The sequence below is a fragment of the Bacillus sp. RCC_6_1 genome, from assembly GCF_041360755.1.
Classification (GTDB): domain Bacteria; phylum Bacillota; class Bacilli; order Bacillales; family Bacillaceae_G; genus Bacillus_A; species Bacillus_A cereus.
In genome coordinates, this window is the sequence record NZ_JBFUPV010000003.1 from 347,770 (window position 1) to 366,015 (window position 18,246).

Below are 18,246 nucleotides of genomic sequence, written 5' to 3' on the forward strand. Positions count from 1 at the left end.
TTGTATAACCCTATTTTGAAAATCATCCCTCTATTTTTTGTATTTGATCATTTATTATTTTCTGCGATACTATAAAAGTAATCATATATACTAAAGACATTACTGCGGTATATAAACCAATTGCCCAATATGAATCTAAAGATAATATTATAGCTAATACAAATACCAGTAAAACAATAAAAGTCCTAAAAATATCCAAGAATAGAGCCTCTTTTTGTTTTTCAAAAACTTCAAAAACCCTACTAATTGGCATGAAAATTAGTCTTGCAAAAGCTAAAAATGCAATTATTCTTGCATATATTCCCGCTTCATACCAACTATCTCCAAAGACTAACGAAAATAAGAACGGCCCAAACAAGAGCAGTATTATTAAAGGTACTAATCCTAATAAAAATAGTCTTTTAAATAAAGTTAAGGATAATTCTTTTAATTTTTGAGGGTTACTTTTACCTGCGTTTGCAGCTTCACCATAAAAAACATCTCCCACTGAATTACCAATTAACATCATTGGCAATCCCACTATTCCATTCGCTAAACCATAATAACCAATCACTTGTGCTCCATATAAAGAAGTTATAAAAAAAATTGGTAATTGAATCCCAGCTGCATTTAATAATTGACTTGGTGCCAAAAACTTTGGGAATCTAATATACCTTTTCGCCCCCCATAAAATCTCTTTTTTACGTATTTTTTTTAATAACCCTTTATCTTTTTTTATTACTGGCACTAGTAATGTTGTTATTCCTGCACTCGTTCCTAAAATATGTCCTAATAAAAGACCAATTGGTCCTAAATTTATTAGACCTAAGGCGATTTTGGTAATATTGGAAGAAACACTTTGACTCAACTTAGTTTTCGAATATGACTTATAATCTTTTTGTCTAAACGCCCATTGAGAAAAAATATTATATAATCCTACAAATAAGATACCTAAAGGAATTAAATATATAAATTCTGATAATACTCTAGCATCAAAAAGACCTAAAAAAGCTTCTTTAAATAAAGCTAAGATTAAAGTTATTAAAACTATATATATAATTAGAATAAAAATGCTTAATGCTAATATATTTATTGCCTTTTCATCATCATCTGCTATCGCTATTGCTGATTCATACTTTAGTGAACTTACAATTGTTAGCATTCCTAATAACGCCATATAAACTGTTAAAATCCCATAATCTTCAGGCGTATATATCCTAGTTATAATTGGCGATACTAATACATTTAATAATTGAGCGAGTCCTGTACCCGCTGAAACCAAAAGAACACTAGCAGCAAACTTACTAATTGCAAACTTTTTAAATTTATTCACGTACTTCACCTTAACCTCAGGACTACTTATAGACTTTCACATTACACCTAAGTAAACCATATTTAATTTTTATATTCTTCAGTCTCTATTAATAGCTTTTTATTTCCTATATTATTTATTGTAATTAAATAGGATAATCAGTTTTATTGAACATCCATGATTTCTAGTAAAACCTTCTCCCATCTACTTTCCCATAATTCCTTGCTAAAAGACTGTGAGACTGTCTGGTATGCATTTTCAACAAGATCTTCTCGTAATTTCTTATTAATAATTAATGTTTCTATAGCCTCATACAAAGCTTTCTCTTCAGGATTTATCAACAGTCCATTATAATTATCTAATACTATGTTAGTCATTCCCCCGACATTTGTAGCAATCACAGCACACCTAGATGCCATCGCCTCTAGCAATGATAAAGATGTTCCCTCTGAACCAATAGTAGGTATTACTGCAATATGATATTGTTCATGAATTTCTAGGCTCTTTTCACTCTCATAAGTAATAAAATCCACCTTTGTATTATCTTTAAATAAATTCTTTAAGTAGGATTCATCAGGTCCACTACCAGCAAAGGTTATTTGTACATTATCATATTTTTTCACAATTCTATTAACGACAGATGCAAACAACCTTGATCCTCTATATTTTTGAAATCGTCTTGCAAAGATAATCTTAATATCCTTTGGTTTCTCTTGATTAGTAATTCTTATCTCTGTGGCATTTGGTATGACCTTAACATCCTTTTCTATGTATGCTACCTGTGTCCTATACCAATTAAGGAAATTATAGTCTACTCCGACCAAAACTTTAACATTATTAAGTCTCTTAGCTGTCCTATAAGCCATAATAGCTCGCCAAAAAACAAATAATAAATTTTTTTGATGAGAATAGTGTTCGTGTCCTCTGACGTCCCATGTTATACCATGTTGTATACCTATAACCCTTTTTTCAGAATTTTGTACAGACATCGTCTCACAAGCAAAAATAATAATATCTGTGTCAGAATTATATTGTTCCTGACATTTATTAAATAACACTTGATTTTTTCTTCTTTTGCTCCATGAAGAATTCATTTTTATACCATATACATCTACACTATTAAACTGTTTTTTAAAATCTTTCTCCGCAAATTGATAAATAACCGGAATTAAATTAAGCTTTTGGGTAACTTTAATAAGTAATTTTATATATGTTTGAATACCACCAATACTCATTTCACTTCCATCAGGTTTATAAAAATTTTCATACAAAATAAACACTTTTCTCATATGATTCAAATCCTTACATTAAAAATTCTTTAAAATAATTAATAGATAACAATTTATCCGCTTCTTTTATCTATTAATTATTTTTTTTGCAACTACTATCCCTTTATAAAGATTTTTTTCAATAAATACTTTAGTAAATATTAAGAGGTATAATTTATTTAATTTATTTTGAGCTACTAGAGATAAAACCAATTTTTGATACTTCATGTTGAATCTCTCAGGCATAGAAAGGTTTGCTAGTTCTGATTTCTGAATAACTTCAGAAAACCAATTTTTTCTTTCATTTCTATTAAAATTGAATTTTTTAGAGAATGATAATTCTAATGCTTTTATTATTTTACATATATACTCGCGTTCAATCATATCCAAAACAATTTCATTTTTATCATTCCATTTAACAATAATATCTTCTCTGTATCTTTTTAGACTCATTACAATATCCAAATAATCAACTGGGAACTTATCCCACTCCCTTTTTAAGTCATTGGTATTGTATACATATAGTATATCCTCGATAAAGCATACTTTCTCTACATGATTTATGTAACGTGAGATAAAAACCTCATCTTGATGTCTTTTCAATGGAGGATATTCTATTTTATTTTTTTTAATCTTGGTTAAATCAAAGAATTTATTCCATGGTGCTCCCTGTATACCGAATTCATCATTCATATTAAAAAAAATATGGTAATTATCTCTAATATAATTACCCTCATAAATTTTCTTTTGATATTTTTTTTCTGAAATAAGGTTTCCATTTATATCTATATTCTTGAAACCAAAAACTATCAAATCACTCTCATACTTTAACATTGCATTGACTAGAGTCTTTACTGTGTTAGGCTCTAATAAATCATCTGCATCCGGAAAATATACATAATCACCTGTCGCCATTTTGATACCATAATTCCTTGCGGGACCAGAACCTTGATTTTCAGTATGATAAACCTCTATTTTTTCATATTTTTCCGCTAATTCTTTACATTTACTCAAACTTGCATCCTTCGATCCATCATCCACCAAAATTATTTCGATATTACTATAACTTTGCCTCACTATAGATTCGACACTCAGCTCGATCTTATCTGCCATATTATAAACAGGAATTATAATACTAACTTTTTTCATCTTCTAATATATCTCCTTTAACCCGGCATATATTTAACATGGCTGCAATATATAGATAAAAATCCCCTTCTATCACAAAACTCCCTGATACAAAAAATCTTAAAAAAAAGGCCGCAGTAAAAAATAACGCAAAGACCTTAGATATCGTATCTTTATTAAAAACAATTGCCTTTGTGATTATAAATATTAATAATAAAATAAAAAGTGTACCAAATACATATCCAAATGAGAGTAGTATCTCATAGAATATGTTATGCACGTAAACAGAACTTACAACTAATCTATCACCAAACAAACCATACATTCCAAACCCCATATTTTCTAATGCATATCGTGCCTCATCATAAATAGCATTCCTTGTATTTGATTCCAATAGTTGATTATTTAACATTTTAGTTAGAAATCTACTATCGGTTAATTCTTCTAATTTCATTAGAAGAATTAATATTTCATTAGAAAAGAAGAATAATAAAATTAAAGACAGTATTACTGCCATAGCACACATTATGACCGGAATAATACCACCTTTTCTTAGTTTAATAAACTCATACAATACAATAAATACTAACAAATATAAAATAGGTGCCCTAGCTCCGAATACAAGTACATTAGTAAAACTTGCTAAAAAAGCAACTAGATTAATAATCGTAAACTTAGTCCTTAATGCACAATAAAGAATCATTATAAAAGGTAGTAAAGAATATGAAAACTCCATATAACTAACATGTTCGACATATCCAACTAGTACGATCCCCATGGTACTTAAAAGAACAGCTAAATAAGCAAATTTGCACAATATACTTAATGCCACGTTCCAATTATTAATCTTACTTACAACGAAAATTGCTATAGGGATAAAAAAGAAATAAACTAATAACATATTTGTTTCTAATAAATACAAACGACTATTTTCAAAAATCATATAGTTTAATAAAAAAACCATAAGAATTAAAAAATAAACTAAAACTCCTTTTAAATAAAATCCCTTATATTTTAAAACTTTTGACATAATAATCATTAATACAATTGCATATATTAAAAAGGTCAATGCAGATGTACTTGAAGTATGGAACTGTTGTACTGAAATAGTATTTATGAATTCAATTATTACCCCTAGTATAATCGTCCATCCTAGTGATTTTATATATGCTATATTTTTCTTTTCTAAGACAGATTGCTCTATATTTTTTTTAAAAACTATCATATTCTTCTTTAACTCCACCTTTGTAAACACAATTATGTTTATAAACTGAACATATGGATACTTTATTAATAATTGATTATTAATGGTATTTTAATTAAGAACTGATAGAGTCTCATCTTATCAACTCTAAAATAATTTGTTATCAAATCCATTTTTCAAATTTCTAGATTCTTATCCTCTACTATTTAAATAATTTTTAACTTTACCTATCAAAACAATTGGCAATACTAAATTCATTTTTGCAAATGGTAGCATAAAACGAACCCTTGATTCTAAGCTATCTTTATCTAATTTAAACCCAAAATTAGCTTTATACTTCCTCAATGCTAATCTGCTTTCTTTCACTGATTTACGGAATCCATAATAAATTACATTTCTATATATCGAAACGACTAGCGCAGTAAATGCAAAACTAACAAGAGTATCCTCATATTTCTCATAGACATTAATCTTTTTCATGTACTTTCCTAACTCTTCACAAATAGGTCCATATGGGTCTTTATTATAGCTCCCTGATTGACTATTAGGATGTATAACATAATGATATAAACCTTTTTCAAGGAACTCAATTTCCTTTGCATAATATAATAGTTTAAAACTATACAGAGCCTCTTCCCCAATTCCAGCTTCTGAATATTTTATATTATTGTTGATTATTAAGTCTTTTTTTACAGCCTTTCGTACGCCACCCCAAGGCATTTTCCCTGTCATCTGATGTCTAATAATAGTCTCTATTGTTTTTTCCTTATATATTGACATTCGTTCATTTTTAATAAAATTCCCGGATATATCTTCTTGCACTATATCAATAAAAATAACATCCGCATCTTTTTTATTTGCAACATTAGCAATGGAAAGGAAATATTCATCTTCTATCCAATCATCAGAGTCTACGAATACTATATATTCCTTCCTATTAGCCTCCCCATCACTAAAGTTAGAAACGTACTCTATAGCAGCATTTCTTGTTCTTCCAGGTCCCTTATTAGAAGAATTATGAAACACTTTTATTCTATCATCCCTTTTGGCATATTCATTCATTATTTGCAAACTATTATCAGATGAGGCATCATCTAGTACAAAGGCTTCCCAATTTTGATACTTTTGCAAGATGACACTCTCTAAACATTTTTCAAGATATTTTTCAGAGTTATGCACCGGTATTATAACTGATATTTTCACTCCACTTTCTGACATATCTTAACCCCTTTCTAATTATTCCTATGATTTCCTTAAAAACTTCTTATATAACCAATTCTGCAATTTTAGCGGGCAAAGAAACATCACTGTTTGTCCTATACTAACCACCAAATAATCTCCGAATCCTGAATAACCTAGTTTCCATAACCTACGAATAGTAGCTATATAACTTTTTGTATTCTCCCAACTCTTCCTACGCTTAGACAGGTCACTATTTGATCGAAAGAGTAATAAAGATTCTTCCAGATTTGCAGCCTTAAATCCTAGGAATAATATACGACCAAATAAATCCACATCTTGATTTCGACGTAAATCTGAATAACCACCACACCCGAGTACTTTACTTTTTTTATACATAACTGTAGGGTGATTAAAAGGGCTTCTCCTTTTTGCAAACTCATAAATATCATTATGTGTATGTGGAACAACTCTAGACGAAATAATTTCACTTGGATTATCATAAAATTCATCTATCATTGTTCCAACTATGACAAGTTCCTTATCTTTTTTAAAAGCTAATAATTGCTTCTCACATCTTTCTGGAAGAGATATATCATCAGTATCCATCCTAGCAACAATTTCATTTCTACAATTTTTCAATCCAAGATTTAAGGCTAATCCTAAACCTATATTTTTTTCGCTTACAACAATATTAAACATTTCAGGATACATTTCACTATATTGTTGCAATACATCCTCTAGTTCATTTGACAAAGGGCCATCTTTGACTATAACAATCTCATCCGGCAGCACAGTCTGATTTAACATACTTTCAATACTCTGTTTTAAATACTCTGGTTTTTCTTTACTATAAAGTGACATTAATACACTATAATTTTCCATAAAATCTACCTCTCATAGGGCTAATTAATAATAAAAATTAATCTAACATCAATTTCTTACTTTCATTAATAGCAGTATAATATTCATCCTCGGTTATTTTATTCTCTCTTAATAAATAATCACCAAGATCTTCAGCTGTTTCCATACCTTCAGTACTTATTCCATCTCTCTTAAACACCTTAGAAATTGTTATAAAAATTATTCTCCAATCTCCTAAAAAGGAAATATCATTAATATATTGCAGATCAAAATTCAATTTTTCTTCCCAAGTAACACAATTTCGACCATTAACCTGAGCCCAACCCGTCAATCCTGGCAAAACACCATGTCTCTTTCTTTGTTCTTTTGTCATAAATACCATATCTCGAACCAATTGAGGTCTTGGTCCTACTATTGACATATCTCCTTTAAGAATATTAAATAACTCCGGCAATTCATCAAGTGAAGTAGAACGTAAAAATTTCCCGAATTTCGTTAACCTTATATTATCTGGCATTAGCTCGCCATTTTCATCTTTTTCATCTGTCATCGTCCTAAATTTATACATCATAAAAACTTTCTCATCTAATCCTGGTCTTTTTTGTTTAAATAAAACTGGACTACCTAATTTCGTTTTTACAAGTATAGAAACTATAAGAAACAATGGACTTAATACTATAATAGCAATTAAAGACAGTATAAAATCCATCGGCCTTTTTATAAACCTACCATAGATACCAATTTTAGAACTCCTCATTACGCTATCCACAACCCTTTAATAATTTTCACAACTTTTTCTAAATCTGCTTCTGTCATCTTCGTATCGCTTGGTAAACATATACCATTCTCAAAAAGTTTTTCTGATACATCTGTACCAACAAAATCATATTTCTCAAAGAACGGCTGCATATGCATTGGCTTCCAAACCGGTCTAGATTCAATATTTTCTTCTTCAAGGGCTTCCATCACATCTATTGGACGGATCTTACCGTTTAGTGTCATAGAACTTAGCCAATAGTTTGGTTCATTCCACTCATTACTAGGCATAAATTCAATGCCTTCAAGATTTCCTAATTCTCTCTTATAAAAATTGAATATGTATCTTTTCTTCTGAACTCTCTCGTCTAATACTTTAAGTTGGCCTCTACCAATTCCAGCAACTACATTACTCATGCGATAGTTAAAACCTAATTCACTATGTTGATAATGTCTTGCTTGGTCCCTACTTTGAGTAGCCCAAAATCTTGCTTTTGCAATACGTTCTTCATCATCAGAAACAAGCATACCACCACCAGAAGTAGTGATAATTTTATTACCATTAAAAGAAAAGATACCATAATCTCCAAAACTACCCGTGTGTTTACCTTTATAATAAGTACCCAAAGATTCAGCAGCATCTTCAATTAAAGTAACATCATGTTTTTTACAAAGCTCAATAATCTTATCCATATCTGCCGAAAGACCATAAAGATGAACTACTATAACTGCCTTTACATTTGGATACTTTTCAAAAGCCTCTTCTAATGCTTTAGGACACATATTCCAAGTTTCATAATCACTATCTATGAAAACAGGCGTAGCATTTTGATAAATAATTGGATTTGCTGTAGCTGAAAATGTAAGTGTTTGACAAAAAACAACATCACCTTCTCCTATTCCAGCTGCTTTTAATGCCATATGAATTGCTGCTGTTCCAGAAGATAGTGCTGCCGCTGCATTAGATCCTACTTTCATAGCTAATTCTCTTTCAAATCCATTTACATTTTCCCCAAGTGGTGCAATCCAATTTGTATCGAAAGCTTCCTTCACATAATGCATTTCATAACCTTCATCACTCATATGTGGTGATGAAAGAAATATTCTATCTCCCATTTTTAAAACTTCCTTCCCTTGAATTAATTTTTAAGATTTACTTTATTATTTGCAATATCTAATAGTCGTTCTCTTATTTCTTCTTTACTAATTCCTTCAAAGTCATTCATAAACTGCCTTAAAATCCCTTGATCAATTAAAACAGCCTTTCCTATATGAATTTTAGGAAAAATTTGTTCTGGATGAATTTCACCTTCATTTAATAACTCTTCATACATTTTTTCACCTGGTCTCAATCCAGTAAATTCAATTCCAATTTCTTCAATAGAAAAACCTGAAAGGGTAATCAAATTTTTAGCTAAATCCACAATTTTTACTGGGGCCCCCATATCTAGCACGAACAATTCTCCGCCCCTAGCCAGTGTACCCGCCTGAATAACTAATCTTGAAGCTTCTGGTATTGTCATGAAGTAACGAATCATATCAGGGTGAGTAACTGTTACAGGTCCACCTTTTTGAATTTGTTTCTTAAATAGAGGAATTACACTTCCCCTACTTCCAAGAACATTACCAAATCTAACCGCAACAAAACGTGTACCAGTACTAACCGATGCCATATGCTGCACAATCATTTCTGCAAATCGTTTTGTAGCTCCCATTACATTTGTTGGATTTACAGCTTTATCTGTAGAAACCATTACAAACGTATTCACTTTAAACGTATCTGCCGCTTCAGCTACATTTTTCGTACCAAAAATGTTATTTTTCACAGCTTCTTCTGGATTACGCTCCATTAAAGGAACATGCTTATGTGCAGCCGCATGGTATACAATATACGGTTGATGCTTTTTCATTATTTCAAAGATTTTATGACGATCTTGAATATCAGCAATTTCTGTTGTAATTTCAACTGTATCTTTATAGGTAACTCTCATTTCCATTTCAATATTATAAATGCTGTTTTCACCATGCCCTAAAAGAACAATTTTAGCTGGTTTGTATTTCATCACTTGACGACAAATTTCTGATCCAATTGATCCACCAGCACCTGTTACTAAAATTGTTTTACCTGTAATCTTCTCTCCAATTCCTGCATCATCTAGCTTTATTGGTTCTCTACCTAATAAATCTTCCACTTGTACATCACGGAATTCATTAACAGAGAGTTTTCCATCTAAAAGATCTTCAAGCATCGGTACAATTTGTGTTTTCGCCTTCGTTTTTCTACACTTCTCAAAAATCTCGTTTATTTGACCTCTATTTAATGAAGGGATGGCGATAATAATATGTTCTATATCATTATCTTCTACAATTTCTTGAATATGATTTGTTGTGCCAACAACCGGCACATTATAAATTTCCAATTTTTGTTTATTTCTATCATCATCAACAAACGCAATCGGATACAAATCTGCTTCTTTATTATGTTGTAATTGACGCACTACCATGGTCCCTGCTGAACCCGCACCAATAATTAATGTTCGTTTTTTATCAGTAGCTTTTGTAATATATGTATCACGGAACATACGCCATACGAAGCGAGAGCCGCCGATTAATAATAAATGTAGCATCCATGCGATTGCTAAAATTCGAACATAAATATCATGATTTATAATCTGTTGAACAATTGCCGTTACGATAATCGAAAGCGTTATTGCTTTAAATATTTGTTTTAATTCCCCAATACTTGCATATTCCCAAGCCTTGTTATACAACTTATAAATAGCTGCAAAAACATGATGACTACATAATAACGTAATCGAACTAATAACTACTGTCGCAGGAATTTTACTTAATATATTGGGATGTATGAACCAATAACTTAAGTAAACAGCAGTTAACACGATAAATGAATCTAATAAAATTAATAACGAGAGCCGTTTTCGATAACTCAATATACCTGTTCCCTTCTTTATACAATTCATATCTTATTTTGATAATAAAAAAGGACATTCTCTTATGAATGTACCTTTTCTTTTTTTACAAGTTCTTTCATATATTCCATTAAATCAACTTTTAATTCTTCATTTTGAAGTGCCATTTCAATCGTGGTCTTAATAAATCCAAACTTCTCCCCAACATCGTAACGTGTACCTTCGAAGTCATAAGCAAATACACGTTGAACTTCATTTAATCGTTGGATTGCATCTGTCAATTGAATTTCCCCACCAGCACCTGTTTGTTGATTCTCAAGGAACATAAAGATTTCTGGCGTTAATACGTAACGTCCCATAATTGCTAAATTTGATGGTGCTGTTCCTTGAGCTGGTTTTTCCACAAATTGACGCACTTGATAACGGCGATCATTTTGTTCAACTGGATCGATAATACCGTAACGATGTGTTTCGTTTTCTGGCACTGTTTGTACACCTATAACGGATGAGTGTGTTCCCTCATATTGATCCATTAATTGGCGCAAACATGGCGTTTCTGCTTGCACAATATCATCACCAAGTAATACCGCAAATGGTTCATTTCCAATAAATTTACGTGCACACCATACTGCATGCCCTAAACCCTTTGGTTCTTTCTGTCTTATGTAATGAATATTAATTTTTGAAGAAGCTTGTACTTTCTCAAGCATCTCATGCTTCCCTTTTTCTAGTAAGCTTTGCTCTAATTCAAAAGAATGATCAAAATGATCTTCAATCGCACGTTTACCTTTTCCAGTAACAATAATAATATCTTCAATTCCTGATTCTATTGCTTCTTCTACTATGTATTGAATTGTCGGTTTATCAACAATTGGTAACATTTCTTTAGGCATTGCCTTTGTTACCGGTAAAAATCTCGTCCCCAGTCCCGCAGCTGGAATAATTGCTTTTCTTACTTTTTTCAAATCTAGTACCCCCAAATATATTATTATATCCATATGTAACAATAACAGAAACCCTACTTATAGGGTCGTCTTTACAACTCCATAAGTAGAGTTTCTAACATAAATAAATTATGGGCATCTAACCCATCCTCACGTCATACTCCCGACGACAAGCGTCTAAGGTAGGTGCGAAATAAAAATTTCTACCCACAGCACGACCGAGTGCCTCCGTTGATAACGGTTAGGAGGCATCACCAATTCTTTATTTAAAAAATACCGAACAATTTTTTACGACGAATTTGTTCTGGATCTTCTTTGTAAATTGCCTTCCCGCTAATTAATAAGTACGGATTTTCTTTCAAATCACTCATAACATTCATTCCGAATTCTTTCTCAATTAGTTCATAGCTTTCTGCTAAATGAAATCCTCTCGATGTCGTGTTATGCGCATCTGATGCGATCATATGTGTTAAATTATGTTCCACAAGTTGAAGTGAGAATTTTTTAATTTTTTTACCAAAATTCCCTAGTAAACTCCCTGCTGTTACTTGCGTTAATGCCCCTTTATTTACAAGGTTATATAACTTATCTGGCCGCTCGATTAACTCGGCATTACGTTCCGGATGAACGATAATCGGAATCATTCCCTTTACACGTAATTCGTATAATAATTGTTCAGCATAACGTGGTACGTGATTAGATGGAAATTCAATAAATATGTATTTATTTGTTTCGTTTAAAGTAACAATTTTACCAGCTTCATAGTCTTCTAATAAATCGCCATATAACCTGACTTCTTGTCCCGGTAAAATAGTAAGTGGGATATTATATTGTTGTAGTTCATCATTTAATTGTTTTACGTGATGAATAATTGAGGTACGTTCATTTACATATTTTCCATTTTGATGGTGCGGCGTTGCGACAATTGTATGTATTCCTTCTGACACGGCTTGTTGTGCCATTGCTAAACTATCTGTTACTGTCTGTGCACCGTCATCGATACCAGGTAAAATGTGACAATGTAAATCTATCATTTGTTTCATCCTCCCTCTCTCATATAAAATTCTTTTTTCCCTTGAATATGAGATATCGCTCATATTCAAGGGAAAAAAGGAGATATGTTTTTACCATATCTCACTTTAAAACTAGTTTGCACCGTAGTAATAATATAAGCCTTCTTCACGTTCACGGTCATTTAGAACAACGCCTAACAATTTACCTTTTGCAGACTCCAATAATCCTTTTGCTTTTACTGCTGTTTCTTTCTCTGTTGATTCACTACGAACAACAAGAATAGAAGCATCACATACATTTGCCATAATTTGTGCGTCGGTAACAGCTAAAATTGGTGGCATATCAAAAATAACTAAGTCGTACATGCTGTATGCTTGTCCAAGAAGTTCTTTCATTGATTTCGAACCTAACAATTCGGCCGGGTTTGGCGGGATTGGACCACAAGCTAAAAAGTGTAGATTATCTACAGATGTTGTTTGCACACATTTTTCTAAACGTTCACTCTGTGTTAGTACGTTCGTGAGTCCAAAAATGTTATCTACTTGGAACATTTGATGCATTGCTGGTTTACGCATATCTGCATCAATTAATAATACTTTTTTTCCTTGTTGAGCAAACACAACTGCCATATTCGCTGTCGTTGTCGTTTTCCCTTCACTTGGGTTTGCAGACGTGACCATTAATGAATGTAAATTCGTATCAACAGCTGCAAATTCAATATTCGTTCGAATATTACGATATTGTTCTGAAATTGGTGATTTCGGTTGCTGATGAGCAATTAATTGACGACGTTGACGATGATTTTTTTTCTTTTTAAATAAATTAAGAGCCAATTGTTTGTCCCCTCACTTTCCTTGATGATGGAGCGTGTGATTTCACGTTCATTGTTTCTTCATCCATACGAGCTACAATTCCCAATACTGGTAAGCCAAGTAAATTTTCTACATCTTCTTCTTTTTTCACTGTGTTATCTAAGTATTCTAGTAAAAATGCAAGACCAACTGAAGCCATTAAACCAACAACGAAAGCGATTGCCACATTTAACATCGGGAGCGGCTTAATCGGAGATTGATTTTCTGCCACTTCTGCTTTAGATAATACTGTTACGTTATCAACGTTCATAATTTTTGCAGCTTCATTTTTAAATACATCTGCCGTTGCATTCGCAATATCACGAGCTAGTTTTGGATCTTTATCCTCAGCTGTTACAGAAATAACTTGAGAATCCTTTTCATTCATAACATTAATTTTCTTTGTTAAAGCTTGCGCTGTCATATTTAAATTTAATTTTTCATTCACTTGTTCTAAGATTACTGGACTTTTAACAATAATCTTATATGTATTTGTTAATTGAATATTTGTTTGCACTTCATTGTACTGAATTGCCGCCCCTTCTTGCTTCTTCTGATTAACAAGAATTTGCGTCGAAGATTGATAGATTGGCGTCATGAAGAAAAAGCTAATGATAGCACTTACAATAGCTGCACCAAAGGCGATTACGAGGATCATTGCTAAACGTTTTTTTAAGATATGAAATAACTCTTTTAAACTAATTGTTTCTTCCATAGGTTCCTCCAACTTTCTAAAATTTACACATAGGAAAAATTATAACATATAAATCTTACATTTTTTATTTTTAATAATTCAGTTCTATATTTGTTCACAAGAAACAAGTTTAATCTTACAAAATAATCTTAAATATGACAACACATTCCAATGATTTCCCAAAAATTTTATCATATCATGCTTTTTACATTGTATAACTTGATAAATAATTTTCAGAAAACAAAAAAGCCAACATTTTTTGTTGGCTTTTTCATATTTTAGTAATAACCATACTGCTCTTTTTCTTCTCTTTTGTCGTTCAAAACAACACCTAGTAGTTTTCCTGATGCTTTATCTAATATTTGTTTCGCTTTTACGATTTTATCTTTTTCCGTCTTTTCACTGCGTACAACAAGTACGATTCCATCACATTTATTCGCAAGTATTTGTGCATCTGTAACCGCAAGGACAGGTGGTGTGTCAATTAATATAATATCAAACATGTTATATGCTTCTAGCAACGCCTCGTCCATTGCCCGGCTTCCTAATAGTTCTGCTGGGTTTGGCGGGATTGGACCTGCTGCCATTAAGTATACGTTCTCTATATCTGTTTTTTGAATGCATTGCATAAGTTTTGCTTGTCCTGATAATAAGTTCGTTAACCCATTTGAACTATGAATAGCAAATAAGTTTTGTATCGTCGGCTTACGCAAGTCAGCTCCAATTAATAAAACTTTCTTTCCTTGTTGTCCGAAAACAACTGCTAAGTTTGCGATTGTGGTTGTTTTCCCATCACCTGGGTCGGCTGAAGTAACAATAATAGAACGAACATGATTATCTACCGATGTAAACTCAATGTTTGTACGAATGTTACGGTATTGTTCTGTAATACGCGATTTAGGCTCTTTATGTGTAATTAATTGTCGTAATGGTTTTCTTTTCTTTCTCCCGAACATATTCATAATCTCCTTTTGTGAAATGCGACATTTCCCTTTTCTCTCTCTTATGCTCGATTTCATACGTCTAATTAATATTCTTGCTGATTTCCCCACATTTCATCATAATCAATAACATTCTACTTTGTCTTATTTAAGTACCTTAACAATATGACAATGCCCTTATTTCTTTATTACCTTTATCACTTATCCTGTTTTCTAGATAAACAATAAAGTAAGTATATGGTAATTTCCATCTATTTACAAGTAATTTTCTGATTAGTTTGTATATTATCGTTTCATCGTTATATAGCGGAAATTAAAAAAATCTCCTTGTCTTTTTACAAGGAGATTTTTTAGTACTATCTATTCTTTTTTATCACCAATCGCAAATGTAATTTCTGCCTCACATGCAACTTCACCATCTACTGTTGCGATTGCTTTTCCTTTTCCAATCGGGCCGCGTACGCGTGTCATTTCTACTTCTAGACGAAGCTGATCACCTGGGCGTACTTGTTTTTTGAAACGGCAATTGTCGATACCTGCAAAGAAAGCAAGTCTTCCGCGGTTTTCTTCTTTCTTTAATACTGCAACTGCTCCGACTTGTGCTAATGCTTCTACAATAAGTACACCTGGCATAACTGCATAGTCAGGGAAGTGTCCGTTAAAGAATTCTTCATTTGCGGATACATTTTTAATCCCAACCGCTCTTTTGCCTTCATCTACTTCTAATATTTTATCAACGAGTAAAAATGGATAGCGGTGAGGAATGATTTCTTTAATTTGTTCTATATTTAGCATGTAACAATCGCCCCTTTTGTAATATTGGTCTTACCACTTGGACATATTGCTATTATCCCATTTTGTTTATTGTTTGTCATTACAAAGTAACATTTTATATTTAGCACAACTTCCTAAAAAAAATGCACACACTCTATTCCATTAAAATAGTTGCACATTTTTGCAACTGACACGGAGGTGGAAAAGAGTGTATGCCCAAATTAGGGAAAGGCAATATGTATTGAAACATTATTTGCCTTAATGTCGTATTCGACTCATTATATTATAAACGTTTTCAATTAAGGAAATATTAAATTTAACCATATATATGAATATTTTACCTGTTTCCTTCATATTTCTCTATTTTCCTTCCATTTTCGCAAAAAAACAAAATAAAAAAATAAAAAAAACAAAAAAAGAACTAAGGCATTAGCCTTAGTTCTTTCAAATTATCTCAAAGCACGCTTTGGTAATCTGTCGATATTCTCTAACATAATACCTGTACCAACCGCAACGCAGTGCATTGGGTTTTCAGCAATTAATACTGGTACTTTTAGTTCTTCTGCTAGAAGCATGTCGATACCGTGTAGTAAAGCTCCGCCACCTGTTAGAATAACACCGCGGTCGATGATATCTGCAGATAATTCTGGTGGTGTGCGCTCTAATACACCTTTTGCAGCTTGTACAATAACAGCTGCATTTTCTTTTAATGCTTCTGTAATTTCTTCAGAGCATACTGTAATTGTACGTGGTAAGCCTGTTACCATGTCACGTCCGCGAATTTCAAGTTCTTCGCTACGTGCACCTGGGAATACTGTACCAACTTTAATTTTAATATCTTCTGAAGTACGTTCTCCGATTAATAGCTTATACTTACGTTTAATATAGTTTAAGATCTCCATATCAAACTTATCGCCAGCCATTTTGATAGAGGAAGAGGTAACAATATCACCCATAGATAGTACAGCGATATCTGTTGTACCTCCACCAATATCAACAACCATGTTACCGCTTGGTTGGAAGATTTCCATACCAGCACCAACTGCGGCTACTTTTGGTTCTTCTTCTAAAAATACTGTTTTACCACCTGAACGTTCAGCAGCTTCACGAATTGCTTTTTGTTCTACTGATGTAATATTTGTTGGACAACAAATTAAAATACGAGGTTTTGAAAAGAAGCTCTTTACGTCCAATTTGTTAATGAAATACTTTAACATTGCTTCTGTAATTTCGAAATCTGCGATTACACCATCTTTAAGTGGACGAATTGCTACAATATTACCAGGCGTACGTCCCACCATGCTTCTCGCTTCTTCACCTACTGCTAATACTTTACCACTATTACGATCAATCGCCACAACAGATGGCTCATTTAATACAATACCCTTACCTTTAACATGAATTAATACGTTAGCCGTACCTAGGTCAATTCCGATATCTCGCGCAAACATTCCCGTTTTTTCCTCCTCGATATTCAAAATCAGGTTACACCCGAATTCTTTTCACCTAATTTCTGATTTTATCATAAATTTAACAGAAACGTAATATTCGCAAAAAGAATTCTTCTGAAAAATATTACCGAATGTGAACGGAATGTTTGCTACTGTAACATTATTGACGTACAGGCTTCTCTACATCTTCTTTTCTATACTTTTGTTTTGTTGCTTCTCCCCCTCTTAAATGACGAATAGACTTATGATAATCAAGAATTTCTTTCACTTCATTTGCGAGCTCTGGATTAATTTCTGGTAGACGTTCTGTTAAATCTTTATGGACTGTACTCTTTGATACCCCAAATTCCTTTGCAATGACACGCACTGTCTTTCTTGTCTCCACGATATACTTACCAATCTTGATAGTTCTCTCTTTGATGTAATCGTGCACACCACTCGCCTCCCTAATTTGGATGTGAGAAGGGTGAAATGAGCCTCGCTGCATACGACTAAGAAGTAAGTGTGAGTGCTGTTTGTAAGCGTTAAACATTCTTGGATTTATAATGAAATGATTCACGATTTCTCACCTCAAACACTCTCTTTGCTTTGGTTTATACCATTGTATTGCCCGCACTACTGATATATGCTACATGTTCACTATTTTTGCGGACTAAGTTAAGAAAAATTACGTTTTTTTGTGAGAAATACGTTAAAACTGACTATTATAGCGAAAAAAAATGACACCTTATATATAAGGTGTCATTCTTCTCGTTCCAATTCTTCTTCTAACAATTGATGGTGGGGAACCTCTTTCTTACCGGCAATGTAATAATATAAAGTGAATAAAACAAACAATAAAATAATAGCAGTCGACAGAACAAACAAAAGTGACACAGTATCCCCTCCCTTTTGTAATATATATTCGAGAATCTCGTCATTTTTCCTTGTTATTGCAACTTTTTTCTCGAAATTGAG

General features: G+C 32.3%; 18 protein-coding genes. All 18 read right to left on the minus strand.

The genetic code is table 11. From position 1 onward, the window contains the following. Window positions 1–22: 22 nt before the first annotated feature. Window positions 23–1,312, minus strand: a complete 1,290-nt coding sequence (locus AB6801_RS13835; protein WP_154213892.1) for a lipopolysaccharide biosynthesis protein — start codon at window positions 1,310–1,312, stop codon at window positions 23–25. 143 nt (window positions 1,313–1,455) lie between these two features. Next, complete coding sequence (locus AB6801_RS13840) at window positions 1,456–2,580, minus strand: glycosyltransferase family 4 protein (protein WP_084063848.1); 1,125 nt, start codon at window positions 2,578–2,580, stop codon at window positions 1,456–1,458. A gap of 66 nt (window positions 2,581–2,646) precedes the next feature. Continuing rightward, window positions 2,647–3,708: a glycosyltransferase family 2 protein gene (locus AB6801_RS13845; RefSeq protein ID WP_016118924.1), complete on the minus strand. Its 1,062-nt coding sequence runs from the start codon at window positions 3,706–3,708 to the stop codon at window positions 2,647–2,649. Further along, window positions 3,695–4,912 (minus strand): hypothetical protein, encoded by a 1,218-nt coding sequence (locus AB6801_RS13850; RefSeq protein WP_016118925.1) that lies wholly within the window; start codon window positions 4,910–4,912, stop codon window positions 3,695–3,697. The genes AB6801_RS13845 and AB6801_RS13850 overlap by 14 nt, the downstream gene beginning before the upstream one ends. A gap of 171 nt (window positions 4,913–5,083) precedes the next feature. Continuing rightward, on the minus strand, window positions 5,084–6,109 hold the full coding sequence (locus AB6801_RS13855; protein ID WP_370941092.1) for a glycosyltransferase family 2 protein: 1,026 nt from the start codon (window positions 6,107–6,109) through the stop codon (window positions 5,084–5,086). A gap of 24 nt (window positions 6,110–6,133) precedes the next feature. Continuing rightward, entirely contained in the window at window positions 6,134–6,955 is an 822-nt protein-coding gene (locus AB6801_RS13860) for a glycosyltransferase (protein ID WP_016118927.1), read from the minus strand. A gap of 37 nt (window positions 6,956–6,992) precedes the next feature. After that, the gene (locus AB6801_RS13865; protein WP_016118928.1) at window positions 6,993–7,691 is read right to left on the minus strand and encodes a sugar transferase; all 699 of its coding nucleotides are present in this window, start codon (window positions 7,689–7,691) and stop codon (window positions 6,993–6,995) included. Beyond that, window positions 7,691–8,806 carry a DegT/DnrJ/EryC1/StrS family aminotransferase gene (locus AB6801_RS13870; RefSeq protein ID WP_098770356.1) on the minus strand — a complete coding sequence of 372 codons (1,116 nt, stop codon included), beginning with the start codon at window positions 8,804–8,806 and terminating at the stop codon, window positions 7,691–7,693. The genes AB6801_RS13865 and AB6801_RS13870 overlap by 1 nt, the downstream gene beginning before the upstream one ends. Before the next feature lie 23 nt (window positions 8,807–8,829). Then, a complete protein-coding gene (locus AB6801_RS13875) occupies window positions 8,830–10,641 on the minus strand; it encodes a polysaccharide biosynthesis protein (protein WP_016118930.1) in 1,812 nt (603 codons plus the stop codon). Between the two features lie 62 nt (window positions 10,642–10,703). After that, window positions 10,704–11,585, minus strand: coding sequence for a UTP--glucose-1-phosphate uridylyltransferase BpsC (bpsC, locus tag AB6801_RS13880; protein ID WP_000757831.1), 882 nt, complete (start codon window positions 11,583–11,585; stop codon window positions 10,704–10,706). A gap of 245 nt (window positions 11,586–11,830) precedes the next feature. Next, window positions 11,831–12,598 (minus strand): tyrosine-protein phosphatase, encoded by a 768-nt coding sequence (locus tag AB6801_RS13885; RefSeq protein ID WP_016118932.1) that lies wholly within the window; start codon window positions 12,596–12,598, stop codon window positions 11,831–11,833. Window positions 12,599–12,709: 111 nt separating this feature from the next. Further along, window positions 12,710–13,411 carry a CpsD/CapB family tyrosine-protein kinase gene (locus tag AB6801_RS13890; RefSeq protein ID WP_016118933.1) on the minus strand — a complete coding sequence of 234 codons (702 nt, stop codon included), beginning with the start codon at window positions 13,409–13,411 and terminating at the stop codon, window positions 12,710–12,712. Continuing rightward, window positions 13,401–14,144, minus strand: a complete 744-nt coding sequence (locus AB6801_RS13895; RefSeq protein ID WP_016118934.1) for a YveK family protein — start codon at window positions 14,142–14,144, stop codon at window positions 13,401–13,403. The genes AB6801_RS13890 and AB6801_RS13895 overlap by 11 nt, the downstream gene beginning before the upstream one ends. Window positions 14,145–14,401: 257 nt before the next feature. Then, complete coding sequence (locus AB6801_RS13900; protein WP_000467945.1) at window positions 14,402–15,079, minus strand: CpsD/CapB family tyrosine-protein kinase; 678 nt, start codon at window positions 15,077–15,079, stop codon at window positions 14,402–14,404. Window positions 15,080–15,424: 345 nt separating this feature from the next. After that, window positions 15,425–15,859 (minus strand): 3-hydroxyacyl-ACP dehydratase FabZ, encoded by a 435-nt coding sequence (fabZ, locus tag AB6801_RS13905; protein WP_000931959.1) that lies wholly within the window; start codon window positions 15,857–15,859, stop codon window positions 15,425–15,427. Window positions 15,860–16,287: 428 nt separating this feature from the next. Then, complete coding sequence (gene mreB, locus AB6801_RS13910) at window positions 16,288–17,289, minus strand: rod shape-determining protein (RefSeq protein ID WP_000457978.1); 1,002 nt, start codon at window positions 17,287–17,289, stop codon at window positions 16,288–16,290. Window positions 17,290–17,449: 160 nt separating this feature from the next. Beyond that, window positions 17,450–17,722 carry a sporulation transcriptional regulator SpoIIID gene (gene spoIIID / locus AB6801_RS13915; RefSeq protein WP_000544012.1) on the minus strand — a complete coding sequence of 91 codons (273 nt, stop codon included), beginning with the start codon at window positions 17,720–17,722 and terminating at the stop codon, window positions 17,450–17,452. A 308-nt stretch (window positions 17,723–18,030) separates the two neighbouring features. After that, window positions 18,031–18,165, minus strand: a complete 135-nt coding sequence (locus AB6801_RS13920; protein WP_098341131.1) for an ABC transporter ATP-binding protein — start codon at window positions 18,163–18,165, stop codon at window positions 18,031–18,033. Between the last annotated feature and the right edge of the window lie 81 nt (window positions 18,166–18,246).

Coding starts and splice junctions, on each gene's coding strand:
- AB6801_RS13840 (WP_084063848.1), bottom strand. CDS start 2,580: ATGAGAAAAGTGTTTATTTTGTATGAAAATTTTTATAAACCTGATGGA.
- AB6801_RS13845 (WP_016118924.1), bottom strand. CDS start 3,708: ATGAAAAAAGTTAGTATTATAATTCCTGTTTATAATATGGCAGATAAG.
- AB6801_RS13850 (WP_016118925.1), bottom strand. CDS start 4,912: ATGATAGTTTTTAAAAAAAATATAGAGCAATCTGTCTTAGAAAAGAAA.
- AB6801_RS13855 (WP_370941092.1), bottom strand. CDS start 6,109: ATGTCAGAAAGTGGAGTGAAAATATCAGTTATAATACCGGTGCATAAC.
- AB6801_RS13860 (WP_016118927.1), bottom strand. CDS start 6,955: ATGGAAAATTATAGTGTATTAATGTCACTTTATAGTAAAGAAAAACCA.
- AB6801_RS13865 (WP_016118928.1), bottom strand. CDS start 7,691: ATGAGGAGTTCTAAAATTGGTATCTATGGTAGGTTTATAAAAAGGCCG.
- AB6801_RS13870 (WP_098770356.1), bottom strand. CDS start 8,806: ATGGGAGATAGAATATTTCTTTCATCACCACATATGAGTGATGAAGGT.
- AB6801_RS13885 (WP_016118932.1), bottom strand. CDS start 12,598: ATGATAGATTTACATTGTCACATTTTACCTGGTATCGATGACGGTGCA.
- AB6801_RS13895 (WP_016118934.1), bottom strand. CDS start 14,144: ATGGAAGAAACAATTAGTTTAAAAGAGTTATTTCATATCTTAAAAAAA.
- AB6801_RS13900 (WP_000467945.1), bottom strand. CDS start 15,079: ATGTTCGGGAGAAAGAAAAGAAAACCATTACGACAATTAATTACACAT.
- fabZ (WP_000931959.1), bottom strand. CDS start 15,859: ATGCTAAATATAGAACAAATTAAAGAAATCATTCCTCACCGCTATCCA.
- mreB (WP_000457978.1), bottom strand. CDS start 17,289: ATGTTTGCGCGAGATATCGGAATTGACCTAGGTACGGCTAACGTATTA.